Here is a 22,762-nt window from a genome sequence, read left to right on the forward strand (position 1 = left end):
CATGGCGGCACGAAACGGTCTCATCGCGGCATTGGACGTGGGCACCACCAAGGTGTGCTGCTTCATCGCCAAGATCCAGGACGACGGCAGCCCCCGCATGGTGGGCATCGGCCATCAGGTGGCGCGCGGCATGCGCAACGGCGCCGTGGTGGATATGGAGGAACTGGAAACCTCCATCCGCGCCGCCGTCGAGTCCGCCGAAGAGATGGCCAATGATCAGGTCCGCGCCGTGGCCGTCAACATCTCGGGCGGCCATCCCGGCTCGGCCAACGTCAAGGTGGAAGTGGCCATGAACGGCCACGCCGTCAACGAGGCCGATATCCGCCGCATGCTCGAACACGGCCGCGCCCACCACGAAAGCCCCGACCGCGAGCTGATCCACGCCATCCCCGTGGATTACACCATCGACGGCAACGAGGGCATCAAGGACCCGCGCGGCATGTTCGGCGACCGGTTGGGGGTCGCCATCCACGTCATCGCGGCGGGGATCGGCCCGGTGCGCAATCTGTGCACCGTGGTCAACCGCTGCCATCTGGACATCGAAGCCCGCGTGGTCAGCCCCTATGCCTCGGGCCTGGCCTGCCTGGTGGAAGACGAGAAGGAATTGGGCGTCACCTGCATCGATATGGGCGGCGGCACCACCTCCATCGCGGTCTTCCTGGGCGGCCAACTGGTCCATACCGACGTCATCGCCGTGGGCGGCGCCTATGTGACCAGCGACATCGCCCGCGGCCTGTCGACGCCGGTGATCCATGCCGAGCGCCTGAAGACCCTTTACGGCTCGGTGATCCCGTCGGCCAACGACGACCGCGAGATCTTCAAGGTGCCCCTGGTGGGCGAGGACGAGGACGGCGCCTCCAATCAGGTGCAGCGCAGCATGCTGATCCAGATCATCCAGCCGCGCCTCGAAGAGACCTTCGAACTGGTGCGCTCGCATCTGGAACAGGGCGGCTTCGACAAGCTGGCCGGGCGGCGCGTGGTGCTGACCGGTGGCGCCAGCCAGATGCAGGGTGCGCGGGATCTGGCCGGTCATGTGCTGGACAAGCAGGTACGCCTGGGCAAGCCCATCGGACTGCACGGTCTGCCCGAGGCCACCGGCGGCCCCGCCTTTTCCACCTGTGCCGGATTGATCCGCTATGCCCTGGCCCATGCCCCCGCGCAATCGCGCGGAAAGCGGACGGGGAAAAGCGGCGAGGGACAAGGGGGCTGGGGCCGTCTCGGCTCGTGGCTCAAACGGAATTTCTGAGTTCAAACGAGTTTTTTAAGTTCAACGGGGCTGGCAACGAATCGGCCCAACAGCGCGGAGGACCTTGGATATGTTGACTTTTCTTCCCGGGGCTCATCAAGAGCTCAAGCCTCGAATCACCGTGGTGGGCGTGGGCGGCGCCGGTGGCAATGCCGTCAACAACATGATTTTGTCGCGGCTTGAGGGTGTCGAGTTCATCGTCGCCAACACCGATTCCCAGTCCCTGGGCCAAAGCCGCACCGAACGCCGCATTCAGCTGGGCAATCAGGTGACCCAAGGCCTGGGCGCCGGGTCGCGTCCCGATATCGGCCGCGCGGCGGCCGAGGAAAGCCTGGAAGAAATCCTGGGCCAGATCGGCGGAGCCAACATGGTGTTCATCACCGCTGGCATGGGCGGCGGCACCGGTTCGGGCGCAGCCCCCGTCATCGCCAGGGCCGCGCGCGAGCAGGGCATCCTGACTGTCGGCGTGGTGACCAAGCCCTTCCACTTCGAAGGCGCGCACCGCATGCGCACCGCGGAAAGCGCCATCGAGGAACTGCAGCAGTTCGTCGATACCCTGATCATCATCCCCAATCAGAATCTGTTCCGCGTCGCCACCGAGCGCACCACCTTCGCCGACGCCTTCAAGATGGCCGACGACGTGCTGTATTCCGGCGTGCGCGGCGTCACCGATCTGATGATCATGCCCGGCCTGATCAATCTGGACTTCGCCGACATCCGCACCGTGATGAGCGAGATGGGCAAGGCCATGATGGGCACCGGCGAGGCCGAGGGCGACAAGCGCGCCATCGACGCCGCCGAGGCCGCCATTTCCAATCCGCTGCTGGACGACACCTCCATGAAGGGCGCGCGCGGCGTGCTCATCAACATCACCGGCGGCATGGACATGACCCTGTTCGAGGTGGACGAGGCCGCCAACCGCATCCGTGACGAGGTCGATCCCGACGCCAACATCATCTTCGGCTCCACCTTCGACGAGAAGCTGAACGGCAAGATGCGCGTCTCCGTGGTCGCCACCGGCATCGCCTCGGAAGCCGCCGCTCAAGGAAAGCCCACCGTCATCTCCCTGGTGACCCCCACCGCGCCTCCGGCCCCAGCCCCGGCCGCCCGTCCCGCCGCCGCCGCCACTCAGGCGCCGTTCTTCCGGCCTCAAGCCGCGGCTCAGCCGGCCGTGGCCAGAACTCCGGTTTCCGCTCCGGTCTCGGCTCCCGCCGCCGTGGCTCATTCCGCCCCTCAGCCCGCCCAGCGCTCGGCCACCGCCGCCCAGTTGCAGCCCGAGCTGGACATCGGACGCCCCGAACCCGTGGTCCGTCACGAGCCCGTGATGCGCTCCGAGCCGGTCATCCGCACCGAAGCGCCCGCCCGCGCCGAAATCCGCCCCGAGCCGGAACTGCGTCTCGAGCCTGAAATTCATGTGGAATCCGACATGCGGGCCGAAGCCGAGATGGATACCCGGCACGAGCCGGTTCTCGGCCGCGCGCCCGCCGACATGCGGGTTCAGCACGAGATGAAGGATCTGCACAAGGCGCTGTCCGACATCTCCGAAACCCCCACCGCCCCCGTCCTGGCGCCCCAGCCGCCCCAGGAAACGCGGCGCATGGGCGGTCTGCTGGACCGTCTGGTCAATCGCAACCGCGCCCCGGCCCAGCCTGCCCCGCAGCCGCAACCGCAGCCCCAGCCGCGCATGGAAGCCCGCCGCGAACCCACCGCCAGCCGTGCGGGCGAAGACCTGGACATTCCGGCCTTCCTGCGCCGCCAGGCCAACTGAGTACTTTGATACCGGAGAGGGGCTAGCCCCCTCTTCCAACGCGCTGTAAGACTTAAGGCCCGACCGGTTCTCCGGCCGGGCCTCTTTTTTTGCTTCACGCATTACAATTCAATGAGTTAGCCATATGTTTCACGATCCTGGACGAGTGTAACATTTGGCAATAATGATTGATTTGAGACCTGGACTCCGCGCTGCTACACCTATGACCATCGAGATGAAGGATCGCCTCGGCGCACAGACCTAGCGCGACGCGGCGAGCCAGAAGACAGGGATTTTCAGCGTGAATCAGATCGTCAGCCATCTGCGTCCCGAAGCCAAGTCTTCCTCCCCCCATTCCACCCGTCAGCGCACTTTGAAGAGCGCCATCGGCTGCACCGGCGTCGGGCTGCATTCGGGCGCCAAGGTGACCATGGTCCTGCATCCGGCCGAGGCCGGAACCGGCATCCGCTTCCGCCGTATCGACATCGCCGGTGGCGGGGCCATCGTTCCGGCCCTGTGGTCGTCGGTGGGCGATACCCGCATGAACACCTGCCTGAAGAACGAAGCGGGCGTGGTGGTCGGCACGGTCGAACACCTGATGAGCGCCCTGGCCGGCATGGCCATCGACAACTGCCTGATCGAGATCAACGGCCCGGAAGTGCCGGTGATGGACGGTTCGGCGGCCCCCTTCCTGTTCCTCATCGAATGCGCTGGCGTGGTCGAGCAGGAGGCTCCCCGTCAGGCCATCCGCATCCTCAAGCGCGTCTCCATCAAGGACGGCGAACGCTCTGCCTCGCTGACCCCATCCTCGGGTTTCTCGGTGCGCTTCGAGATCGATTTCGGCGCCTCGGCCATCTCGCGGCAGGAATTCTTCGTCAATCTGTCGCGCGGCACCTTCAAGGCGGAAGTCTCCCGCGCCCGGACCTTCGGGTTCGAGCAGGAAGTGGCCATGTTGCGCGCCCACGGTCTGGCCCGCGGCGGCTCGCTGGACAATGCCGTGGTGATCGACAGCACCGGCACCAAGGTGCTCAACGACGACGGCCTGCGCTATACCGATGAATTCGTCCGCCACAAGGTGCTGGACGCGGTGGGCGACCTCTATCTGGCGGGCGCCCCCCTGCTGGGCCATTACCACGGCGTGCGCGCCGGTCATGCGGTCACCAACCAGTTGCTGCGCGCCCTTTTCGCCGATAGCAGCGCCTGGGAACTCACCACCATCGCGCCGGGTTCGGCCGCCGCGCCCTTCGCGCCCCCGGCCCTGGCCATCGCCGCCAACGGCTAATCTGCTTTCGACCCCCAAAATGGCCCTCTCCGCTTCGGTGGAGAGGGTTTTTTTACGTGGGGAAGATGTTATAGTGCGGCCCGTTCCGGTCCTGTCCTTGTAAAGAGACCCCATGCGCCATCGTTCAGCCTCCGCCCGTCTTCTGCCGGCCCTCGCCCTGTCGGCGGCCTTGGCCGCCGGATTGGGGGCGTGCAGCGAGAAGAAGCCCGAATATGTCGAGCGCCCGGTGGAGGAGCTCTACAACGAGGCCATGGATCTGGTCGATGCCAACGAATACTACAAGGCCGCCCAGCTGTTCGACGAGGTGGACCGCCAACACCCCTATTCGGCCTGGGCCACCAAGGCGCAGCTGATGGGCGCCTATGCGCTTTACGAGCGCAACAAGTATGACGACGCCATCGTGGCGCTCGACCGCTTCATCCAGCTCCACCCCGGCAACAAGAGCATCGCCTACGGCTACTATCTCAAGGGCCTGTGCTATTACGAGCAGATCACCGACGTCGCCCGCGATCAGAAGCTCACCGAACAGGCGTTGAAGATCCTGCAGGAAGTGGTGGACCGCTTTCCCAGCTCGGTCTATGCCCGCGATGCCCGCCTGAAGATCGATCTTGCCCGCGACCACTTGGCGGGCAAGGAAATGAATATCGGCCGCTATTACCAAAATCTCGGCCATCATCTGGCGGCACTGAACCGCTTCAAGATGGTCGCCGAGCAGTACCAGACCACCACCCATGTGCCCGAGGCTTTGTACCGCATGGTCGAGCTTTACACCGCATTGGGCCTGGATCAGGAGGCGGCTCGCGCGGCCGCCGTGCTGGGTCACAACTTCCCCGGCAGCGACTGGTACGAAGACGCCTATGCCATGGCCGAGAAGGGCAACCTCAACCCCACCGGGCGGTCCAAGAAGTCGTGGACCGATTCGCTGACCTTCTGGTCCAGCGACAAGGACAAGGCCAAGGAAAGGTCCAAGCCCGCCGACCCCGCCAAGACCAGCGGCGGCTGGTTCAATTGGGCCAAGTTCTGGTAGATGCTGACCGCGCTGTCGATCCGCGACGTCGTCCTGATCGAGCGGCTTGATCTCTCCTTCGACTCCGGCCTGTCGGTTTTCACGGGCGAGACCGGCGCGGGCAAGTCCATCTTGCTGGATTCCTTAGGCCTCGCCCTGGGCGCCAGAGCCGAATCGGGCCTGGTCCGCCATGGCGCTTCCCAGGCCTCGGTCACCGCCGAATTCGATCCCCCCGCCGCCCATCCCGCCCGCGCCCTGCTGGCCGAGCAGGATGTGGAGGCGCGCGAAGGACCGCTGCTGCTGCGCCGGGTGCTGACCGCCGATGGCCGTTCAAAGGCCTATGTCAACGACCAGCCGGTCAGCGTCGGATTGCTGCGCAAGGTGGGCGACGAACTGGTGGAAATTCACGGCCAGTTCGAAAGCCACGGATTGCTCGATTCCTCCACCCATCTGGGCGTGCTGGATTCCTTTGCCGGACAGGCCGAGGCCCGCTCCGCGCTATCGGCGGCCTGGACCCTCTGGCGCGATGCCGCCAAGGCGCGCTCGCAAGCCGAGGCCGATCTGGCCAAGGCCAAGGCCGAGGAAGAGCATCTGCGCCAGATGCACGAGGACCTCGCCGCCCTGTCGCCCAAGCCGGGGGAGGAGGCGGAACTGGCCGCCAGCCGCGCCGTGATGATGCATGGCGAGAAGCTGCTGGAAGCCATGAATGCCGCGCAAGAGGCCTTGACCCATAAGGGCGAGGTCGAGGCGTCCTTGCGCTCCGCCTCCCGTGCGCTGGTGCGCGTCGCCGAACGGGCCGAGGGCAAGCTGGACCCGGTGATCGCCGCCCTGGACCGCGCCGCCCAGGAAGCCGCCGAGGCCACCAATCTGCTGGAACAGGCCTCCGCCGCAATCGATCTCGACCCCCGCCATCTGGAAAAGGTGGAGGAGCGGCTGTTCTCCCTGCGCGCTTGCGCCCGCAAGCATCAGATCGCCGTGGACGAACTGCCCCTGCTGCTCGACCGCCTGGGCCGCCAACTGGCCCAGCTGGAAGGCGGCGGCGATGGGCTGGCCCGCCTCGCCCGCGCCGAGCAGGCGGCGCGCACCCAGTATCTGGAACAGGCCCGCGCCCTGTCCAAGGCCCGCCTTGCCGCCGCCGCCCAGTTGGACAAGGCCGTGGCCGCCGAACTGCCGCCCTTGAAGCTGGATAAGGCCCGCTTCCAGACCCGTGTCTCACAGGTGGATGAGGCCCAGTGGGGGCCTTTGGGCCTGGATCAGGTCAGCTTCGAAGTGGCCACCAATCCCGGCTCCGCCCCCGGCCCCTTGGGCAAGATCGCCTCGGGCGGCGAGTTGTCGCGCTTCATGCTGGCGCTCAAAGTGGTGCTGGCCCGCATTTCCTCGACGCCCACCATCGTCTTCGACGAGGTGGATTCCGGCATCGGCGGCGCCGTGGCGGCCGCCGTGGGCGAGCGCTTGGGCCGCCTTGCCGAGGGCTTGCAGATCCTGGTCGTCACCCATTCTCCCCAGGTGGCGGGACGGGGCCGCCACCACTACCGCGTGGCCAAGGCCGATGCGGGCGGCAAGACCACCACCGGCGTCGACCGCCTGTCCGCCGAACAACGCCGCGAGGAAGTGGCCCGCATGCTCTCGGGCGAAACCATCACCGACCACGCCAGAGCGGCGGCCGATGCGTTGATGGGCTGAAACGTCACACCCTCTCACACCTTTCGGAAAACCACTGACATCCCTCGAACGGGGTTTACGTGCCCATACTTTTTGTGACACGCCCCGGTTGGAACTGGTCAAATAATGAATTTTCGGCGCATATCCTGAAGATATACATCCAGGGCATGGCCATTATTTGTCCTTCGAACAGCACGCAATGACCGCCGATCGGTGGATTGCCCAGGGGGACAGTCATGATCAACGACAAGCTTCTTGCCCTTCTCGCCGCGACCGGCGCTCTGGCGGCCATCGACCCGGCCTTTGCCGGTTGCGACGTCGTGCCCGCCACCCAGCAGGCCTCCACCGCCGCCAGCACCAACACCGCCGGCCTGATCGCCAGCCGGGTGACCTCGGTGGTCACCACCAGCACAGGCGGCGGAACAAGGGGCTCGAGCAGCGGCGGCACCAATACGGGGGGCGGAAGCACTACCACGGGCAGCGGCGGATCCCTGAACGCAGCCTCCTCTGGCTGCGGAACCACCACCACCACCGATACCGCCACCCTGAGCGAAGATGAGACCATCTCGCGGCAAGGTGCGGGCGCGGCCCAGGCCAGAGAGCAGAAGATCAACTCTATCTGGGTGGCCAGTTCGGTGACCTGGCTGAAGAAGACCGATCGCAACGGCGATTACGGCGGCACCGTCACCAACGGCATCGTCGGCTATGACCGCCGCCTGACCAACGACCTGATCGGCGGCATCGCCGTCGGTTACGAAAAAGTGATGATCAATACCAAATACGTGGCCAATGGCGGCTCGGTAGAGGGCAACACCGTCTCGGTCTCGCCCTATCTGGGTTACAGCATCAATGACTGGCTGGTGATCGACGGCGTCGCGGGCTTTGCCCGCATTCAGTACCGGTTCAAGTCCAACTCCCAAGAAGTCGGCGAAGCCAACGCCAACCGACTGTTCGGCGCCAGCAACCTGACCGCCTATCAGCGTTATGACGACACCATCGTCAAGGCGGCCATCGGCTATCTGCGCATCGCCGAGTTCCAGGGCTCCTATACGTCCAACCAGAACACCTTCAACCGCGAATCCTTGGCCAATTTCGGACAGGTGCGCGCGACCTTGAGCGCTGGCCACGATCTAAAGACCAGCTATGGCCTGTTCACGCCCAATGTCTTCGCCCGCTACGAATACGACCTGCCTCACGCTCAGAAGGTCGATCTGGCGGCCGGGTACCGCAGCACCAATGATCCCGACGGCATGACATTCGGCATCGGTCTGGATTTCGCCATCGACGACCTGAAGATCAATGTCGGGGCAACCACGGCCCAGTTCCGCGATAATTTCGAGTCCTATGGCCTGGACGCCACTGTCCGTTACGCCTTCTGAATGATGCGGGGGGGGTGGCCTTTGCCGCCCCCTTTATTTCCGAAGGCTCCCGCCGTATAACCGGCCCATGAGCCGCCCCCCTGTTCCCATCGACGTACTCACCCCTTTCGAAGCCCGCATCGAGCATGCGGAGTTGGTGGAAAAGCTCGTTTCCTGGGACGAGGCCTATCATGGCCAGGATGCGCCGCTGGTGCCCGACGACGTCTATGACGGGGCCAAGCGGCGGCTTTCCGGGATCGAGGCGCGCTTTCCCGAACTGGCGGCCAAAAGCCCCATCAAGGACAAGGTCGGCGCCGCGCCGTCCGAGGGTTTCGGCAAGCTGGTCCATGCATTGCCCATGCTGAGCCTGGACAATGCCTTTTCCCCAGAGGACGTGGCCGAGTTCGATGCCAAGGTGCGGCGCTTCCTGGGGCTTTCCGATGAGGCTCCCCTGGCCTATGTGGCCGAGCCCAAGATCGACGGATTGTCCATCAATCTGCGCTATGAGAATGGAAACTTCGTCTCGGCCGCCACGCGCGGTGACGGAGCCGAGGGCGAGGACGTCACCCGCAATCTGGACACATTCCCCGAGACCCAGCTTCCCCGCCGCCTTGGCCCCGATGCGCCAGCGGTGATCGAGATCCGGGGCGAGGTCTATATGACCAAGGCCGACTTTCTGGCGCTGAACCAACGCCAGGAATCGGCGGGCGAAAAGCCCTTCGCCAATCCCAGGAACGCGGCGGCTGGATCGCTTCGCCAGTTGGACCCCAAGATCACCGCGTCCCGGCCGCTGTCCCTGTTCGCCTATGCCATGGGCGAGGCGTCCAGCCTGCCCGCAGCCAGTCACTGGGGCTATCTGGAGCGCCTCAAGGCCTGGGGCTTTGTCGTCAATCCGCTGATCCGCCGCTGCGACGGGGTGGCTGGCCTGCTGGCCGCCTATGGGTCCTTAGGCGAGGCCCGCGCCGCTTTGCCCTACGACATCGACGGCATCGTCTACAAGGTGGACGATCTTGAACTGCAAAAGCGCCTGGGCTTTGTATCGCGCAGCCCCCGCTGGGCCATCGCCCATAAATTCCCCGCCGAGCAGGCCACCACCTTGTTGGAGGCCATCGACATCCAGGTGGGCCGGACGGGGGCGCTGACCCCCGTCGCCCGCCTGACCCCCGTGAATGTGGGCGGCGTGGTGGTCAGCAACGCCACGCTCCATAACGAGGACGAGATCGCCCGCAAGGATGTGCGCGTCGGCGACACTGTCATCGTGCAAAGGGCGGGCGACGTCATCCCCCAGATCGTCGGCGTGGTGCCGGGAAAACCGCGCGGCCCCACCCCCTTCGTCTATCCCGACACCTGCCCGGTCTGCGGGGCGCACGCGGTGCGGCCCGAGGGCGAGGTGATCCGCCGCTGCACCGGGGGGCTGACCTGCGACGCCCAGGCCAAGGAGCGTCTCAAGCATTTCGTGTCGCGCAATGCCTTCGATATCGAGGGATTGGGTGACAAGAACATCGAATTCCTGTGGGACAAGGGCTGGGTGCGCAAACCCGCCCATATCTTCACCCTGGAAGCCGCCAATCAGGACCGGCTGCAAAAGCTGGAGAATTTCGAAGGCTGGGGCAAGCGGTCCACCGAGAAGCTGTTCGAGTCCATCCGTAGCCGCGCCTCCATGGGCCTGGAGCGTTTCATCTTCGCTCTCGGCATCCGCCAGATCGGCGAGGCCACTGCCAAGCGTCTGGCGCGCCATTACGGCGGTTTCCAGGCCTGGCGCGACGCCATGACCGAAGAGGGCAAGGACGAACTGACCAGTATCGAGGATATCGGCCCCTCGGTGGCGGCGGATCTGCTGGACTTCTTCAAGGAAGAGCACAACCGGGCCGCCCTCGACGATCTGGTCCGCGCCATGGAAGCCTTGGGCGGCGGCGTTCAGGACGCCAAGCGCATCGAGGCCTTTGCCTCTCCAATAGCGGGCAAGGCGGTGGTGTTCACCGGGACGCTGGTCACCATGACCCGCCCCGAAGCCAAGGCCCGCGCCGAAGCCCTGGGCGCCAAGGTGGTGGGGTCGGTGTCGAAGAAAACCGATTACGTGGTGGTGGGCGCCGATGCCGGATCCAAGGCAACGGAGGCCGCCAAACTGGGTCTTACCATCCTCAGCGAACAGGAATGGCTGGACCTGATCGGCGGCTGAACCTTGCCGTTGCCGTCACTCTCCCGTATACGGTGAAGGATGGCGGACGATCCCAACGACAGAAGGGCGGAACTACAGCGCCGGGCGCGAGACCTCGCGGCCATGCGGGGCGCTGGGACCAAGCCTGCACAGCCCGAGCCGGAAGCCGAGGTGCACCCTCCCCTGGCCGAGGCCGAAGCCACCGCCACCGCGGCGGCGGTGGGGGCGGAGGCCCGGTCGTCAGGCCTGCTGGATCTGTTGGTCAGCCTGTTCAAGCCCAAGCCCGCCCAGCCCCAGCGGCCGGTCCCAGTTCCCATCCCCGCCGAGGGCCCGGCCTTCACCATTCTCGTGGCGGCGCTGTCGGGTGATGCGGATGGTCAGGCGGCCACACAGCTCAATCAGATCCTGAACGCGCGCCCGGCCTTCAAGGTCAAGGCCGTTCCGCGCATCTACCAGTTGGACCGTCTGGACGACCCGGCCCAGGTGGCGGGCATCTCGCTCAACACCCGGCACGCGGTGGCCGAGGAGGACGCCGACCTGCTGGTCTGGGGCGAATTCGGCAAGGACGGCTATCGTCTGCGACTGGCCACGGCCAGCAATGACGACGAGCGCGCCGCCTTTTTCGGCACCACCACCCGCATCGAACTGCCCGTGGAACTGGGCGAAGGCCCGTCCAACCTGCTTTATGCCGCATGCCTGGCCGCAGTCGAGGTGCCCACCGAGGCGCACCGCAATTCCATCCGCCGACTGATGCCCGCCGCCGCGGCTCAGTTGGAAAGCCTGGCCGCCAAGCCGCCGGTGCAGATGTCCATGGGCCAGCAGCGGTCCTGCCAGATGGTCTTCGGCCATGTGGCCACCATCAACGCCATGGTGGTGCCGCCGGAAGAGACCGATCTGTGGTTCGACAAGGCCATCAACGCCTATCGTCAGGCCCAACGCCGCCTCGCCCGTACCGATCCCTCCTGGGAATCCGGGCTGATCCACAAGCATATCGGCGCCGTGCTCTCGGCCAAGGCCGAACGCTCCAAGGAACCCGCGCCTTTGCTGGAAGAGGCCATCAAGGAATGGCGTCAGGCGGTGGAATGCCTGCCGCGCGCCCTGATGCCGCAGGAATGGGCCTCGGCCCAGGTGCGGCTTGGCGTGGCGCTGTACCGCCTGGACCTCAAGACCGGCCAGACCGAATTGCTGCGCGAATCCGTGCAGGCGCTTCAGGCCACCCTTCAGGTCTATTCCCGCACCGAGACGCCCCAACGCTGGGCCGAGGTGATGCACAACATCGCCCAGGTCCTGGAAGTCTATGGCGACCAGTTGAAAAGCACCGAAGTCCTGAAGCGCTCCATCGACGCCTGCCATTCGGTGCTGGAGATCAGGACCCGCGAACGCGTCCCCCTGGCCTGGGCCGCCACCCAGAACACCCTGGGCTCGGCCCTGTTCCTGCTGGACCGGCACTCCACCGGAGCCGGTCATCTGGCCGAGGCGGAAGAGGCCCTGGCCGGGGCGCTGGAAGTATTCCAGACCCACGGCGCCAAGGGACCGGCCAAAGTGGCCGCGAAAAATCTCGGCCATGTGCGCAAACTGGCCGAAACCCGCAAAACCCGGCAGGTGGTCGAGCCCCACTGGCTGGACGATCCCGACACCAAGTAGCTTCCCAAAACAGGCGCCGCGCACTATGGTCCGGCACCCCGACCCCAGTTGATCGCCTTGCCATGACCAAGCTCACCCATATCCGCAATTTCTCCATCGTCGCCCATATCGATCACGGCAAGTCGACCCTTGCCGATCGCCTGATCCAGGCCTGCGGCGCCATCGAGGCGCGCGACATGAAGGAGCAGATCCTCGATTCCATGGATATCGAGCGTGAGCGCGGCATCACCATCAAGGCCCAGACCGTGCGGCTGGAATACAAGGCCAAGGACGGCCTGACCTATCAGCTGAACCTCATGGACACGCCCGGCCATGTGGACTTCGCCTATGAGGTTTCGCGCTCGTTGGCCGCCTGCGAGGGCTCGTTGCTGGTGGTGGACGCAAGCCAGGGCGTCGAGGCCCAGACGCTGGCCAATGTCTATCACGCCCTAGATGCCGGGCACGAAGTGGTTCCTGTGCTCAACAAGATCGACCTGCCCGCCGCCGAGCCCGAGCGCGTCAAGCAGCAGATCGAGGACGTCATCGGCCTGGACACCTCTGACGCGGTGATGATTTCGGCCAAGACCGGCATCGGCATCGGCGACGTGCTGGAAGCCCTGGTCAAGCGCCTGCCCTGCCCCGAAGGCGACGCCGATGCGCCGCTTCAGGCCCTGCTGGTGGATTCCTGGTACGATCCCTATCTGGGCGTCATCATCCTGGTGCGCATCAAGAACGGTGTCCTGAAGAAAGGCCAGAAGATCCGCATGATGGCCACCGAGGCCGCCTATCAGGTGGATTCCTGTGGCTATTTCACGCCCAAGCTGGTGCAGACCACCGAACTGCGCCCCGGCGAGATGGGCTTCTTCACCGCCGCCATCAAGGCCGTCGCCGACACCAAGGTGGGCGACACCGTCACCGACGACCGTAAGCCCGCCGAGACCCCGCTGCCCGGCTTCAAGCCCAGCGTGCCGGTGGTGTGGTGCGGTCTGTTCCCCATCGACGCCGCCGATTACGAGGATCTGCGCGATAGCCTCGCCAAGTTGCGCCTCAACGATGCCAGCTTCCAGTACGAGCCCGAGACCTCGGCCGCGCTGGGCTTCGGCTTTCGCTGCGGCTTCCTTGGCCTGCTGCATTTGGAGATCATCCAGGAGAGGCTGGAGCGCGAGTTCAATCTGGACCTCATCACCACCGCGCCGTCCGTGGTCTATCGCGTCCACAAGACCAATGGCGAGATGGAGGAACTCCACAATCCCGCCGACATGCCCGACCCGGCCCGCATCGACCATATGGAAGAGCCGTGGATCAAGGCCACCATCATGGTGCCCGACGAATATCTCGGCCCCGTGCTGACGCTGTGCACCGAACGGCGCGGCCAGCAGATCGACCTCACCTATGCGGGCTCGCGCGCCATGGCGGTCTACAAGCTGCCGCTCAACGAAGTGGTGTTCGACTTCTACGACCGGCTGAAGTCCATTTCCAGGGGCTATGCCAGCTTCGATTACGAAGTGGACAGCTATGCCCAGTCCGATCTGGTCAAGGTCCAGATCCTGGTCAATGCCGAGCCGGTGGACGCCCTGTCCTTCGTGGTGCACCGCGCCAATGCCGAAAGCCGGGGCCGCGGCATCTGCACCCGGCTGAAAGAGCTGATTCCGCGCCAGATGTTCCAGATCGCCATCCAGGCCGCCATCGGCGGACGCATCGTGGCGAGAGAGAGCATCAGCGCGCTGCGTAAGGACGTGACCGCCAAATGCTATGGCGGCGACGCCACCCGCAAGCGCAAGCTTCTGGAAAAGCAGAAGGAAGGCAAGAAGCGCATGCGCCAGTTCGGCAAGGTGGACATTCCGCAATCCGCCTTCCTGGCCGCGCTGAAGATGGGTGATTCCTAGGCGTTTCCAACGGAAAGGTCGATTCACCACGAAGGCACGAAGGAGAGGGAAGGAACACGAAGAAGGAAGAAATTTCCTCCCTTTCCCTTCCCTTTCCTTCGTGCCTTCGTGGTGAAACTCATCCTTTCCCCTCGTTCCGTCGTCCGGGGTGACGCGCCCCCTCAATGCCACTAGACTTGCCACCTTCAATCCCACGGCAGGACCGGATGATCGGCTCGACGGGTTCAGGACGACAGGGGGGTGACGGATCGGTCGAACTGCGCGCCGAGGAATTGGCGTCCCGGTTTCCGCCGCTGCTGGTCGAAGCCGAACGCGTGGCGCAAAGCGTCGCTCAGGGCGTGCACGGCCGCCGCCATGCCGGGTCCGGGGATGCCTTCTGGCAGTACCGCAGGGCTCAGCCCGGCGACGAGGCGGGCTCCATCGACTGGCGCCGCTCGGCCCGCTCCGATCATCTCTATGTGCGCGAGACGGAATGGGCGGCGTCCCAGACCGTGTGGCTGTGGCTGGATTCCTCGCCCTCCATGCACTGGCGGTCCGAGACCGGGCTGCCCACCAAACATTCCCGCGCCCGGCTGCTGATCCTCGCCCTGGCCAGCCTGCTGCTGCGCGGCGGCGAAAGGGTGGCCAGCCTGGCCGGAGGCGCAAGGCCGGTTTCCGGCAATGGGGCCCTGGCCCGCTTTGCCGAAGCCTTGGAAAGAGCGGGGGATGCCCCGCCCGCCCCGCCGATCCAACTGCCGCGCCATGCCACATTGGTGTTGGCCGGTGATTTCCTTGATCCGCTGCCCGACCTCAAGGCTCGCCTCGAAGGCTTGGCCCGATCAGGGGCCGGAGGGCATCTGATCCAGATTCTCGATCCCGCCGAGGAAAGCCTGCCCTATTCCGGCCGCCTGCGGTTTCAGGGGCTGGAGGGCGAGGGCGAGATGGAGGCGGGGCGCGCCGAGGATCTGCGCCCGGATTATGAGCGGCGGCTGGCCGAACAGCGTGACGGTCTGGCCGCCATCACCCGCGCCCTGGGCTGGAGCTTCGCCACCCACCGCACCGACCGCCCCCCGGCGCCCTGCCTGCTGGCCCTGGCGCAGAAAGTGGGGGGGCTGGCATGAGCGCCACCTCTCCATTCATCGTCATCCCGGAAGCGCGCAAGCGCTATCCGGGATCCAGGGGGACTGACTTCCGAGGACGCGACTCCTGGGTCCCGGCTCAAGGCCGGGAAGACGAATCGAGCCATGGGGACACCCCATGACCTTCCTGCCCGGACTCGCTTTCGCCGCCCCCTGGGTCCTGGCGCTGCTGGCCGGGTTGCCGCTGCTTTGGCGGCTGTTGCGGGTGACGCCGCCCCGGCCGCGCAAACAGTCTTTTCCCGCCCTCGCCCTGCTGCTGGGCCTGGACACTGCGCGCAGACAGGCCGAGACCGCGCCGTTCTGGCTGCTGCTGTTGCGCCTCGTCCTGGCCACGCTGCTGATCCTGGCCGCCGCCGGTCCCAATCTGGCCCCGTCTTCTGCCGGGCGGAGCGACGGGCCTTTGCTGGTGATCGTCGATGACGGCTGGGCGGCGGCCCGCGACTGGGAGGGGCGGCGCGAGCATCTGGATCAAATTCTGGCCGCTGCCGAGGGCGCCGGGAGCCCTGTTCTGCTGCTGGCAACCGCACCACCTAAGGATGGCGGCCCCGTCACCCTGGGAAGGCTGACCAGCGCGTCCGAGGCCCGCTCCCTGGCGGCGGGCATGGAGCCAAAACCCTGGCCCACCGACCGCAAAGCCGCCCTGGCCGCCCTGGATTCCCTGCCCTTCGACCGGGCCGGGCGGGTGGTGTGGATCAGCGATGGTCTGGCCGATCCGGCCGACGGCGCCCTGTTCCGCCGTCTGCAAGGCCTGGGCGGCGGTCTGGAGGTGGTGACGGGCAAAATCGGCCGACTGCTGCTGCCCCCCGCCGAAGGCGTTTCGGCCGAGCGGCTGGTTCCGGTGGCCCGCCGCCTGCCCGCCCCCGAGGCCGAATCCGTCGCCATCCGCGCCCTGGATTCCAAGGGCATGGTCCTGGCCCGCGCCGAAGGACGTTTCGAGCCCAATCGCGCCACCACCGACCTGCCTCTCGATCTTCCCGGCGCCTTGCGCAACCGTCTGGCCCGCCTTGAGATCGAAGGCGAACGTTCGGCAGGCGCCGTGCTGCTGCTCGACGAGTCCAGCCGCCGCCGCTCGGTGGGTCTGGCGGGCGGCGATCCCTCCTCGGCGCCGCTGCTCGACCGCCTCTATTACGTGGAGCGGGCACTGTCTCCCCATGCCGAGCTGAGGCGGGGCGAGGTGGCGGACCTGGCCGCCGATCCCTCCCTCGACGTGATCATTCTGGCCGATGTGCCGCTGGTGCCCGGCGCTGGCGCCCTCAAATTGGCCACCCGCGTGGAGCAGGGCGCGGTTCTGGTGCGCTTCGCAGGCCCCTTGCAGGTCCAGGCCGCCCAGACCGATCCGCTGCTGCCCGTACGCCTGCTGGCTGGTGGGCGGACCTTAGGGGGCGTGCTGTCCTGGACCACGCCCATGCGCCTGGCCCCCTTTCCTGAAACCTCGCCCTTCCATGGCCTTGCCATCCCCGAGGACGTGGAGATCCACTCTCAGGTTCTGGCCGAACCGGGCCTGGATCTGGGCGCACGCACCTGGGCCTCCCTTACCGACGGAACGCCCCTGGTCACCGCCGAACGCCGCGGCAAGGGCCTCGTCGTGCTGATCCATACCAGCGCCAATACCGAGTGGGGCAATCTGGCCCTGTCGGGTCTGTTCGTGGACATGCTGCGCCATCTCGTCGCCCAGTCCCATGGCGGAGCCGGACCGGTGGCGGCAAGCGGGCCTTTGGCGCCTGCCGAATTGCTCGACGGGCTGGGGCGTCTGGCCCCCGCCGCGGGCATCGCCGCCCCTCTGGATGGACAAGCCATGGCCGCCACCCGGCCCCAGCCCCGTCATCCGCCCGGCTTTTACGGCCCCCCCGAGGCGCGGAGCGCCTTCAATCTCGGCCCCGCTCTTCCCCCCGCCAACCGCTTCAGCCCGCCGCAGGGCGCCACCCTGACCGCGTTGGGCCAGCCCCAACCCGGCCTGGATTTCGCACCATTGCTGCTGCTGGCCGCCCTGGTCCTGGCCCTGACCGACATGGCCGCCACCCTTGCGCTGCGCGGCCTGTTGTGGCGGGTGGCGGTTGTTGTCCTCGCTCTCGCCCCAGGAGAGCCCGCCCGCGCCGAGTCCTTCGCCTTGCAAGCTGGTCTGGCCACCCGCCTTGGCTGCGTCACCACCCGCGACGGGGCCATGGACCGCCTGTGTCTGGCAGGCCTGCGCGGGCTTTCGGCGCGCCTTGCCGAGCGCTCCACCGCCGAACTCGCCGAGCCCATGCTGGTGGACCCGGAACGCGACCCGGTGGTGTTCTTTCCCCTGCTCTACTGGCGCATCACGCCCAACCAGCCGCCGCCCTCGGAACGGGCGGTGGAAAAGCTCAACACCTATATGGCCAAGGGCGGCGTGATCTTGTTCGATACCGCCGATGAGGGCCAAGCGGGGGCCGGCACCAATACCGCCGACGTACAGCGCCTGCGGCGTTTGCTGGCGGGGCTGGCCCTGCCCGCGCTGGCGCCCATGGGCCCCGACCATGTGCTGACGCGGGCCTTCTACCTGCTGAAAAGCGTGCCGGGCCGCTGGGACGGCGCAACTTTGTGGGTGAGCCAGGGAGCGGAAGCGGGCAATGACGGCGTCTCGCCGGTGGTGCTGGGCGGCAATGACTGGATCGCCGCCTGGGCGGTGGACGAACGCGGGCGGCCCATCCACGCCGTGGTGCCTGGCGGCGAGCGCCAGCGGGAACTGGCCTATCGCTTCGGCATCAATCTGGTGATCTATGCCTTCACCGGCAATTACAAGGCCGATCAGGTCCACCTGCCCGCCATCATGGACAGGCTGAAGCGATGAGCTACACCTCCATCGCCTTCGCACCTCTCTTTTCCTGGCCCGTCATTGGCGGGTTTGGAATCGCTGCCCTGCTCCTGGTCGGTATCGGGCTATGGCGCAAGGCCTCGGGCACTTGGCTACGCGCCCTGGTTCTGGCCGCGCTGCTGGCGGGGCTGGCCAATCCCCGCCTGCTGGCCGAGAACCGCACCTCCATTGCCGACGTGGCGCTGGTGGTGGTGGACGAGACCCCGTCCCAGGCCATCGGCGAGCGCCGCGCCCAGACCCAAGCGGCGCTGGACGAACTGACGCGCCGCGCTGCCCTGCTCAAGGGGCTGGAGGTGCGGATCGAGCATGTGGGCTCCGAACCGGGCTCCGATCGCGGCACGCGGCTCTTCGAGGCGGCCGAGCGCGCCCTGGCCGATGTGCCGCGCCGTCGTCTGGCCGGAGTGACCATGATCACCGACGGACGTGTCCACGATGTGCCCGCTGATTTGGGGCGTTCGCTGGGCGCGCCCATCCACACCTTGCTGACCGGAGCGCCCAATGAGCGCGACCGCCGTCTAGTGCCTGGCGCATCGCCCGCCTTCGCCCTGGTGGGCGAGACCGCCACCCTGGCCTTCCGGGTGGAGGATCAGGGAGGAAAAGGCGAAGCCGTGGTCGCGGTGCGCGTTGACGGCCAGCCCTTTGCCGCCATCACCGTGCCGCTCAACCGCGAGGCCACCCTGGAGGTGCCCATCCGCCATGCCGGGCCCAATGTGGTGGAGTTGGAGGCCGAGCCGGGACCGGGCGAACTGTCCCTGGTCAACAACCGCACGGCCCTGTCCATCTCAGGCGTGCGCAACCGCCTCAAGGTTCTGCTGGTCTCGGGCGAGCCCCATGCGGGTGAACGCACCTGGCGCAATCTCTTGAAGTCCGACCCGGCGGTGGATCTGGTCCACTTCACCATCCTGCGGCCCCCGGACAAGGACGACCAGACCCCCATCCGCGAAATGAGCCTGATCAGCTTTCCGGTGCGCGAACTGTTCGAGGAGAAGCTCTCCGAGTTCGACCTGATCATCTTCGACCGCTTCCGCCGCAGGGGCGTGCTGGCGCCCGCCTATTACCGCAATCTCGCCCGCTATGTGCAGGGCGGCGGCGCCCTGCTGGCCGCATTGGGGCCGGAATTCGCCGAAGCCGACGGCATCGCGGCCTCGGCCCTGGCTGATGTGCTGCCCGCCCTTCCCACGGGCAAGCGCCTGGACCGGGAATTCCGCCCCCGATTGACCGAGGCCGGACGACGCCATCCGGTGATGAGCGGCTTGGCCGGAACAAGACCCGGCGATGCGCCCTGGGGAAGCTGGATGCGCCAGATGGAGGTGGGCAAGGCCAGGGGCACCACCTTGCTCTCGGGGATCGACGACCATCCGCTGGTGGTGCTGGACCGGGTGGGAGAAGGCCGTGTGGCCATGGTGCTGTCCGATACTTTGTGGCTGTGGGCGCGCGGCTGGGAGGGCGGCGGCCCCCATGCCGAGATGACCCGGCGCCTCGCCCACTGGCTGATGAAGGAGCCGGACCTGGAGGAGGATGCGCTGACCGCCTCGGTGGAGAACGGAACGCTTTCCATTGTGGCGCGCGGCGCCACGGCTGCCCTCGAGGCTGCCATCACCGCCCCCGACGGCACCCAGGCATCCCTTTCCCTCGAGCCCGACCAGGACGGCGTGGCAAGGGGCGCCTCCAACGCCGCCCAGACCGGGCTGTGGCGGGTGAGCCTGCCCGATGGCCGCGTCGCCCTGGCCGCCTCGGGCAGCGCCACGCCGGTGGAACTGGCCGAACTGACCGCCACCCCTGACCGCCTTGCCCCCGTCGCCAAGGCCACCGGCGGCACCCTGACATGGCTGGCCGAGCATGGAGTGCCGGAATTGCGGCGCGTGGCGCCCGGTTCGGTTACCGGCGGCCCGGGCTGGATGGGCTTTGCCGAGCGGGGCGATTATGTGGTTGACGGCGTTCGCGAAATCGCTCTTTTGCCCGCGCTTCTTGGGCTTTTTCTCTGCCTGGGCGGGCTGCTGATCGCGTGGCGAAATGAAACGCGCTGAACCGTTTTTTTGCCAATCATCGGTAGATTCGATTTGGAATATCGGCCGGACCGATGTAAGGAGTTCTTACCTATAGGTTAATGGGGAGCGGTCTGGTTAGACTGCTCCGGCCTCGAAGTGGCGAGGCCATCCGAAACGTGGGGGACGTCTGGAAAGTGACCGATCAGCGACTGATCCCGGTAGCCGGAAAGCGGCTCAAGGCGTTGCGTCGGGCCGCGTCCTGGATGATTCCCGAGTGGCAGGTCTTCGTGCGGCGCCCCAACGGCACCGCCGAGCATTTCACCTTCACCCGCAAGCGTCAGCTGATCTTGTTGGGCATCGTGGTCGGCATCACCGCCTGGGCCGGAATCGTCTCGGCGCTGCTGACCCGCCAGCCTGACGAGATCGCCGCCAAGGAACGCCAGCTGGACGAGATGATGGCCGCCACCCGCGCCGCCCAGTACCGTCTGGCCTCGTCGCAGAAGATGGTGGCCGACATCGCCCGCGAAGTGGATCTGGTCCATTCCAACGTGGCGGTGCTGGCCGAGACCAATGCCGCCCTGGCCAAGGACCAGCCCCCAAAGAAGGTCGCTCCTCCGGTCAAGCGCAGTTCTGGTGGCGAGCCCGCCTGGAACGAGGACGGCCAGCCCGCTGGTGACGAGGCGAGGGCCGTGCGCGAACAGGTCCGCCGCCTGGAAGGCTCGCTGGAGCGCTTGCGCGTCGCCTATTCCCAGGCGGTGCAGAATACCGATGCCGCCGCCCAGTCGCGCATTTCCGACACCGAGCGGCTGCTGAACCGCCTGGGCCTGGACGCGTCGCGCCTGTTCGAACGCCGCGACCGCGATGCCGGACGGGGCGGCCCCTATATTCCGCTCAGCACCGTGACCGGCGATACCGGCCTGTCGGGCCTGATGGACCGCCTGGACCGCTGGAGCGGCATCAAGGCGGTGATGCAGAAAATGCCCCTGGGCGAGCCGCTGCATACCGATTACGACCTCAATTCCGGCTTCGGCACCCGCAACGACCCGCTGAACCGCCGCACCGGCGTGCATGAGGGTATCGACCTGGGCGCTCCGCACGGAACGCCCATCTATGCCACCGGCGACGGAATCGTCGAATCGGCGGGGCCGTCGGACGGCTACGGCCTGACTGTCGACGTCAATCACGGCAACGGTGTCACCACCCGCTATGCCCATATGTCGCGCATCAAGGTCAAGGAAGGCCAGAAGGTGACGCGCACCACGGTGGTCGGCCTGTTGGGCAATACGGGCCGCTCCACCGGCCCCCATCTCCATTACGAGGTCCGCGTCGCCGACGTGGCCAAGGATCCCCTCAAATTCATCGCGGCAGGTGAAAATGCTCCCAAAGCTTGGTAAGGCCCTGGGGGCGGTATCCGCCGCCGCCCATGGATCGCGCCACAACGGCACCAACGGCCTGCCGCTCTCGGTGATCGGCGCCGATGTGCGCATCGTCGGCAACATCTTCACCCAAGGTGAGATGCAGATCGACGGTCAGGTGGAGGGTGACATCACCTGCCACCGCCTGCTGGTGGGCGAAGGCGCGCGCATCACGGGCGAGGTTACCGCCGAGACGGTGCAGGTTCATGGCGAACTGAACGGCAAGATCAATGCCGGTTCGGTGATGATCGCCAAATCGGCCAAGGTCGTGGGCGACGTGATCCAGGACAGCCTGGAGATCGAGGCAGGCGCCTCCATGGAGGGCCGCCTGGTCCGCAAGACCGGCTCCGTCAAGGCGCTGGAGCATGCCAAGGGCAACGGCGCGGCCGAGGCCGAATCCGAACAGACCCCGCCCCCGGCCAAGCCCGACATCAGCCAGGAAGCCGCCGGCACGGCATGATCTCCACCTTTCGCTCCGAAGATGGCGCCGTGATCGCGGGCGGTGCCGACGGCGCTGCCAGAGACGCGCTGTGGATCGACCTTCTCGACCCTTCGTCCGAGGAGATCGCCCTGGTGGAGGCCCGCACCGGGCTCGACCTGCCGTCGCGCGAACGCATGGAGGAGATCGAGGCCTCGTCGCGCCTGTCGCGCCGCGGCGACACCATGATGATGACCGTGCCGGTCCTGACCGGCGCCACCAGTACGGACCCGCATAACAGCGCCGTGACCTTCATCCTGAGCGGTGCTTTGCTGGTGACGCTGCGCCATGATACGCCGCGCGCCATGGCCACCTTCGCCCAGGAACTGCTCGAAGCCGCCCCGGCCCCGGTCAATGGCGGCGACGTGCTGCTGGGACTGGTGGAAGCCATCGTCGACCGTATCGCCGACCTGCTTCAGGATCTGGGCGCCGGGCTGGACACCATCTCGCACCGCATCTTCCACCAGCCACACACAACGCATCACCGCCGCCGCCGCGCCAGTTCACGCGAGATGGAGGCCCTGCTGCGCACCATCGGCCGGACCGGCGATCTGACCGGCAAGGCGCGCGAGACCCTGCTGGGCTTAAAGCGGGTCACCGCCTTCCTGCCCCACGGGCCGAACGCGTTGGGCCTGGACGACACGCCCGAGCGCCTGCGGTCCATCGATCAGGACCTGCACTCCCTGTCCGAGTTCACGGATTTCCTGGGCAACAAGATCAACTTCCTGCTGGACGCCACATTGGGGCTGATCGGCATTCAGCAAAATCAGGTGATCAAGCTGTTCACCATCATGTCGGTGCTGTTCCTGCCCCCCACCCTGGTGGCCAGCTGGTACGGCATGAATTTCAAGATCATCCCCGAGCTGCAATGGGAGCTGGGCTATGGCTACGCCATCGCCCTGGCCATCCTCTCGGCGGTGGTGCCCTATATCTTCTTCCGCCGCAAGGGCTGGGTATAA

15 protein-coding genes are annotated in these 22,762 nt (G+C 66.6%); all 15 read left to right on the plus strand.

What is annotated here, in order from left to right:
* Position 1 precedes the first annotated feature (1 nt).
* The 15 genes from ftsA to CCC_RS20065 all read left to right on the plus strand — a co-directional run bounded on the left by ftsA (position 2) and on the right by CCC_RS20065 (position 22,762).
* Complete coding sequence (ftsA, locus tag CCC_RS19995) at positions 2–1,246, plus strand: cell division protein FtsA (RefSeq protein ID WP_041042860.1); 1,245 nt, start codon at positions 2–4, stop codon at positions 1,244–1,246.
* Positions 1,247–1,316: 70 nt separating this feature from the next.
* Complete coding sequence (ftsZ, locus tag CCC_RS20000; protein WP_041042862.1) at positions 1,317–3,014, plus strand: cell division protein FtsZ; 1,698 nt, start codon at positions 1,317–1,319, stop codon at positions 3,012–3,014.
* A 289-nt stretch (positions 3,015–3,303) separates the two neighbouring features.
* The gene (gene lpxC, locus CCC_RS20005; RefSeq protein WP_236686426.1) at positions 3,304–4,275 is read left to right on the plus strand and encodes a UDP-3-O-acyl-N-acetylglucosamine deacetylase; all 972 of its coding nucleotides are present in this window, start codon (positions 3,304–3,306) and stop codon (positions 4,273–4,275) included.
* A 112-nt stretch (positions 4,276–4,387) separates the two neighbouring features.
* Entirely contained in the window at positions 4,388–5,302 is a 915-nt protein-coding gene (locus CCC_RS20010; RefSeq protein WP_041042864.1) for an outer membrane protein assembly factor BamD, read from the plus strand.
* Positions 5,303–6,964 (plus strand): DNA repair protein RecN, encoded by a 1,662-nt coding sequence (recN, locus tag CCC_RS20015; protein WP_009867352.1) that lies wholly within the window; start codon positions 5,303–5,305, stop codon positions 6,962–6,964. It abuts the gene before it with no gap.
* 215 nt (positions 6,965–7,179) lie between these two features.
* Positions 7,180–8,322: an autotransporter outer membrane beta-barrel domain-containing protein gene (locus tag CCC_RS20020; protein WP_041042866.1), complete on the plus strand. Its 1,143-nt coding sequence runs from the start codon at positions 7,180–7,182 to the stop codon at positions 8,320–8,322.
* A gap of 67 nt (positions 8,323–8,389) precedes the next feature.
* Positions 8,390–10,480 carry an NAD-dependent DNA ligase LigA gene (ligA, locus tag CCC_RS20025; protein WP_009868039.1) on the plus strand — a complete coding sequence of 697 codons (2,091 nt, stop codon included), beginning with the start codon at positions 8,390–8,392 and terminating at the stop codon, positions 10,478–10,480.
* Positions 10,481–10,582: 102 nt separating this feature from the next.
* Complete coding sequence (locus tag CCC_RS20030; protein WP_009868040.1) at positions 10,583–12,103, plus strand: hypothetical protein; 1,521 nt, start codon at positions 10,583–10,585, stop codon at positions 12,101–12,103.
* Positions 12,104–12,165: 62 nt separating this feature from the next.
* Positions 12,166–13,968 (plus strand): translation elongation factor 4, encoded by a 1,803-nt coding sequence (gene lepA / locus CCC_RS20035; protein WP_041042871.1) that lies wholly within the window; start codon positions 12,166–12,168, stop codon positions 13,966–13,968.
* A 206-nt stretch (positions 13,969–14,174) separates the two neighbouring features.
* Entirely contained in the window at positions 14,175–15,068 is an 894-nt protein-coding gene (locus CCC_RS20040; protein ID WP_009868046.1) for a DUF58 domain-containing protein, read from the plus strand.
* Positions 15,069–15,204: 136 nt separating this feature from the next.
* Complete coding sequence (locus tag CCC_RS20045; protein WP_052473400.1) at positions 15,205–17,898, plus strand: DUF4159 domain-containing protein; 2,694 nt, start codon at positions 15,205–15,207, stop codon at positions 17,896–17,898.
* Entirely contained in the window at positions 17,895–19,949 is a 2,055-nt protein-coding gene (locus CCC_RS20050; protein ID WP_009869386.1) for a hypothetical protein, read from the plus strand. The genes CCC_RS20045 and CCC_RS20050 overlap by 4 nt, the downstream gene beginning before the upstream one ends.
* 155 nt (positions 19,950–20,104) lie before the next feature.
* On the plus strand, positions 20,105–21,304 hold the full coding sequence (locus CCC_RS20055) for a M23 family metallopeptidase (RefSeq protein WP_009869385.1): 1,200 nt from the start codon (positions 20,105–20,107) through the stop codon (positions 21,302–21,304).
* Positions 21,285–21,785, plus strand: coding sequence for a bactofilin family protein (locus CCC_RS20060; RefSeq protein WP_009869384.1), 501 nt, complete (start codon positions 21,285–21,287; stop codon positions 21,783–21,785). The genes CCC_RS20055 and CCC_RS20060 overlap by 20 nt, the downstream gene beginning before the upstream one ends.
* Positions 21,782–22,762, plus strand: coding sequence for a magnesium transporter CorA family protein (locus CCC_RS20065; protein ID WP_009869383.1), 981 nt, complete (start codon positions 21,782–21,784; stop codon positions 22,760–22,762). Before CCC_RS20060 ends, CCC_RS20065 begins: the two co-directional genes overlap by 4 nt.

Origin of the sequence: Paramagnetospirillum magnetotacticum MS-1 (genome assembly GCF_000829825.1) — a bacterium.
In the GTDB taxonomy this organism is placed as follows: Bacteria; Pseudomonadota; Alphaproteobacteria; order Rhodospirillales; family Magnetospirillaceae; genus Phaeospirillum; species Phaeospirillum magnetotacticum.

Bases quoted from the DNA above. Each gene is read 5' to 3' on its own strand.
- ftsA (WP_041042860.1), top strand. From the start codon at position 2: ATGGCGGCACGAAACGGTCTCATCGCGGCATTGGACGTGGGCACCACC.
- ftsZ (WP_041042862.1), top strand. From the start codon at position 1,317: ATGTTGACTTTTCTTCCCGGGGCTCATCAAGAGCTCAAGCCTCGAATC.
- CCC_RS20010 (WP_041042864.1), top strand. From the start codon at position 4,388: ATGCGCCATCGTTCAGCCTCCGCCCGTCTTCTGCCGGCCCTCGCCCTG.
- recN (WP_009867352.1), top strand. From the start codon at position 5,303: ATGCTGACCGCGCTGTCGATCCGCGACGTCGTCCTGATCGAGCGGCTT.
- CCC_RS20020 (WP_041042866.1), top strand. From the start codon at position 7,180: ATGATCAACGACAAGCTTCTTGCCCTTCTCGCCGCGACCGGCGCTCTG.
- ligA (WP_009868039.1), top strand. From the start codon at position 8,390: ATGAGCCGCCCCCCTGTTCCCATCGACGTACTCACCCCTTTCGAAGCC.
- CCC_RS20030 (WP_009868040.1), top strand. From the start codon at position 10,583: ATGCGGGGCGCTGGGACCAAGCCTGCACAGCCCGAGCCGGAAGCCGAG.
- lepA (WP_041042871.1), top strand. From the start codon at position 12,166: ATGACCAAGCTCACCCATATCCGCAATTTCTCCATCGTCGCCCATATC.
- CCC_RS20040 (WP_009868046.1), top strand. From the start codon at position 14,175: ATGATCGGCTCGACGGGTTCAGGACGACAGGGGGGTGACGGATCGGTC.
- CCC_RS20045 (WP_052473400.1), top strand. From the start codon at position 15,205: ATGACCTTCCTGCCCGGACTCGCTTTCGCCGCCCCCTGGGTCCTGGCG.
- CCC_RS20050 (WP_009869386.1), top strand. From the start codon at position 17,895: ATGAGCTACACCTCCATCGCCTTCGCACCTCTCTTTTCCTGGCCCGTC.
- CCC_RS20060 (WP_009869384.1), top strand. From the start codon at position 21,285: ATGCTCCCAAAGCTTGGTAAGGCCCTGGGGGCGGTATCCGCCGCCGCC.
- CCC_RS20065 (WP_009869383.1), top strand. From the start codon at position 21,782: ATGATCTCCACCTTTCGCTCCGAAGATGGCGCCGTGATCGCGGGCGGT.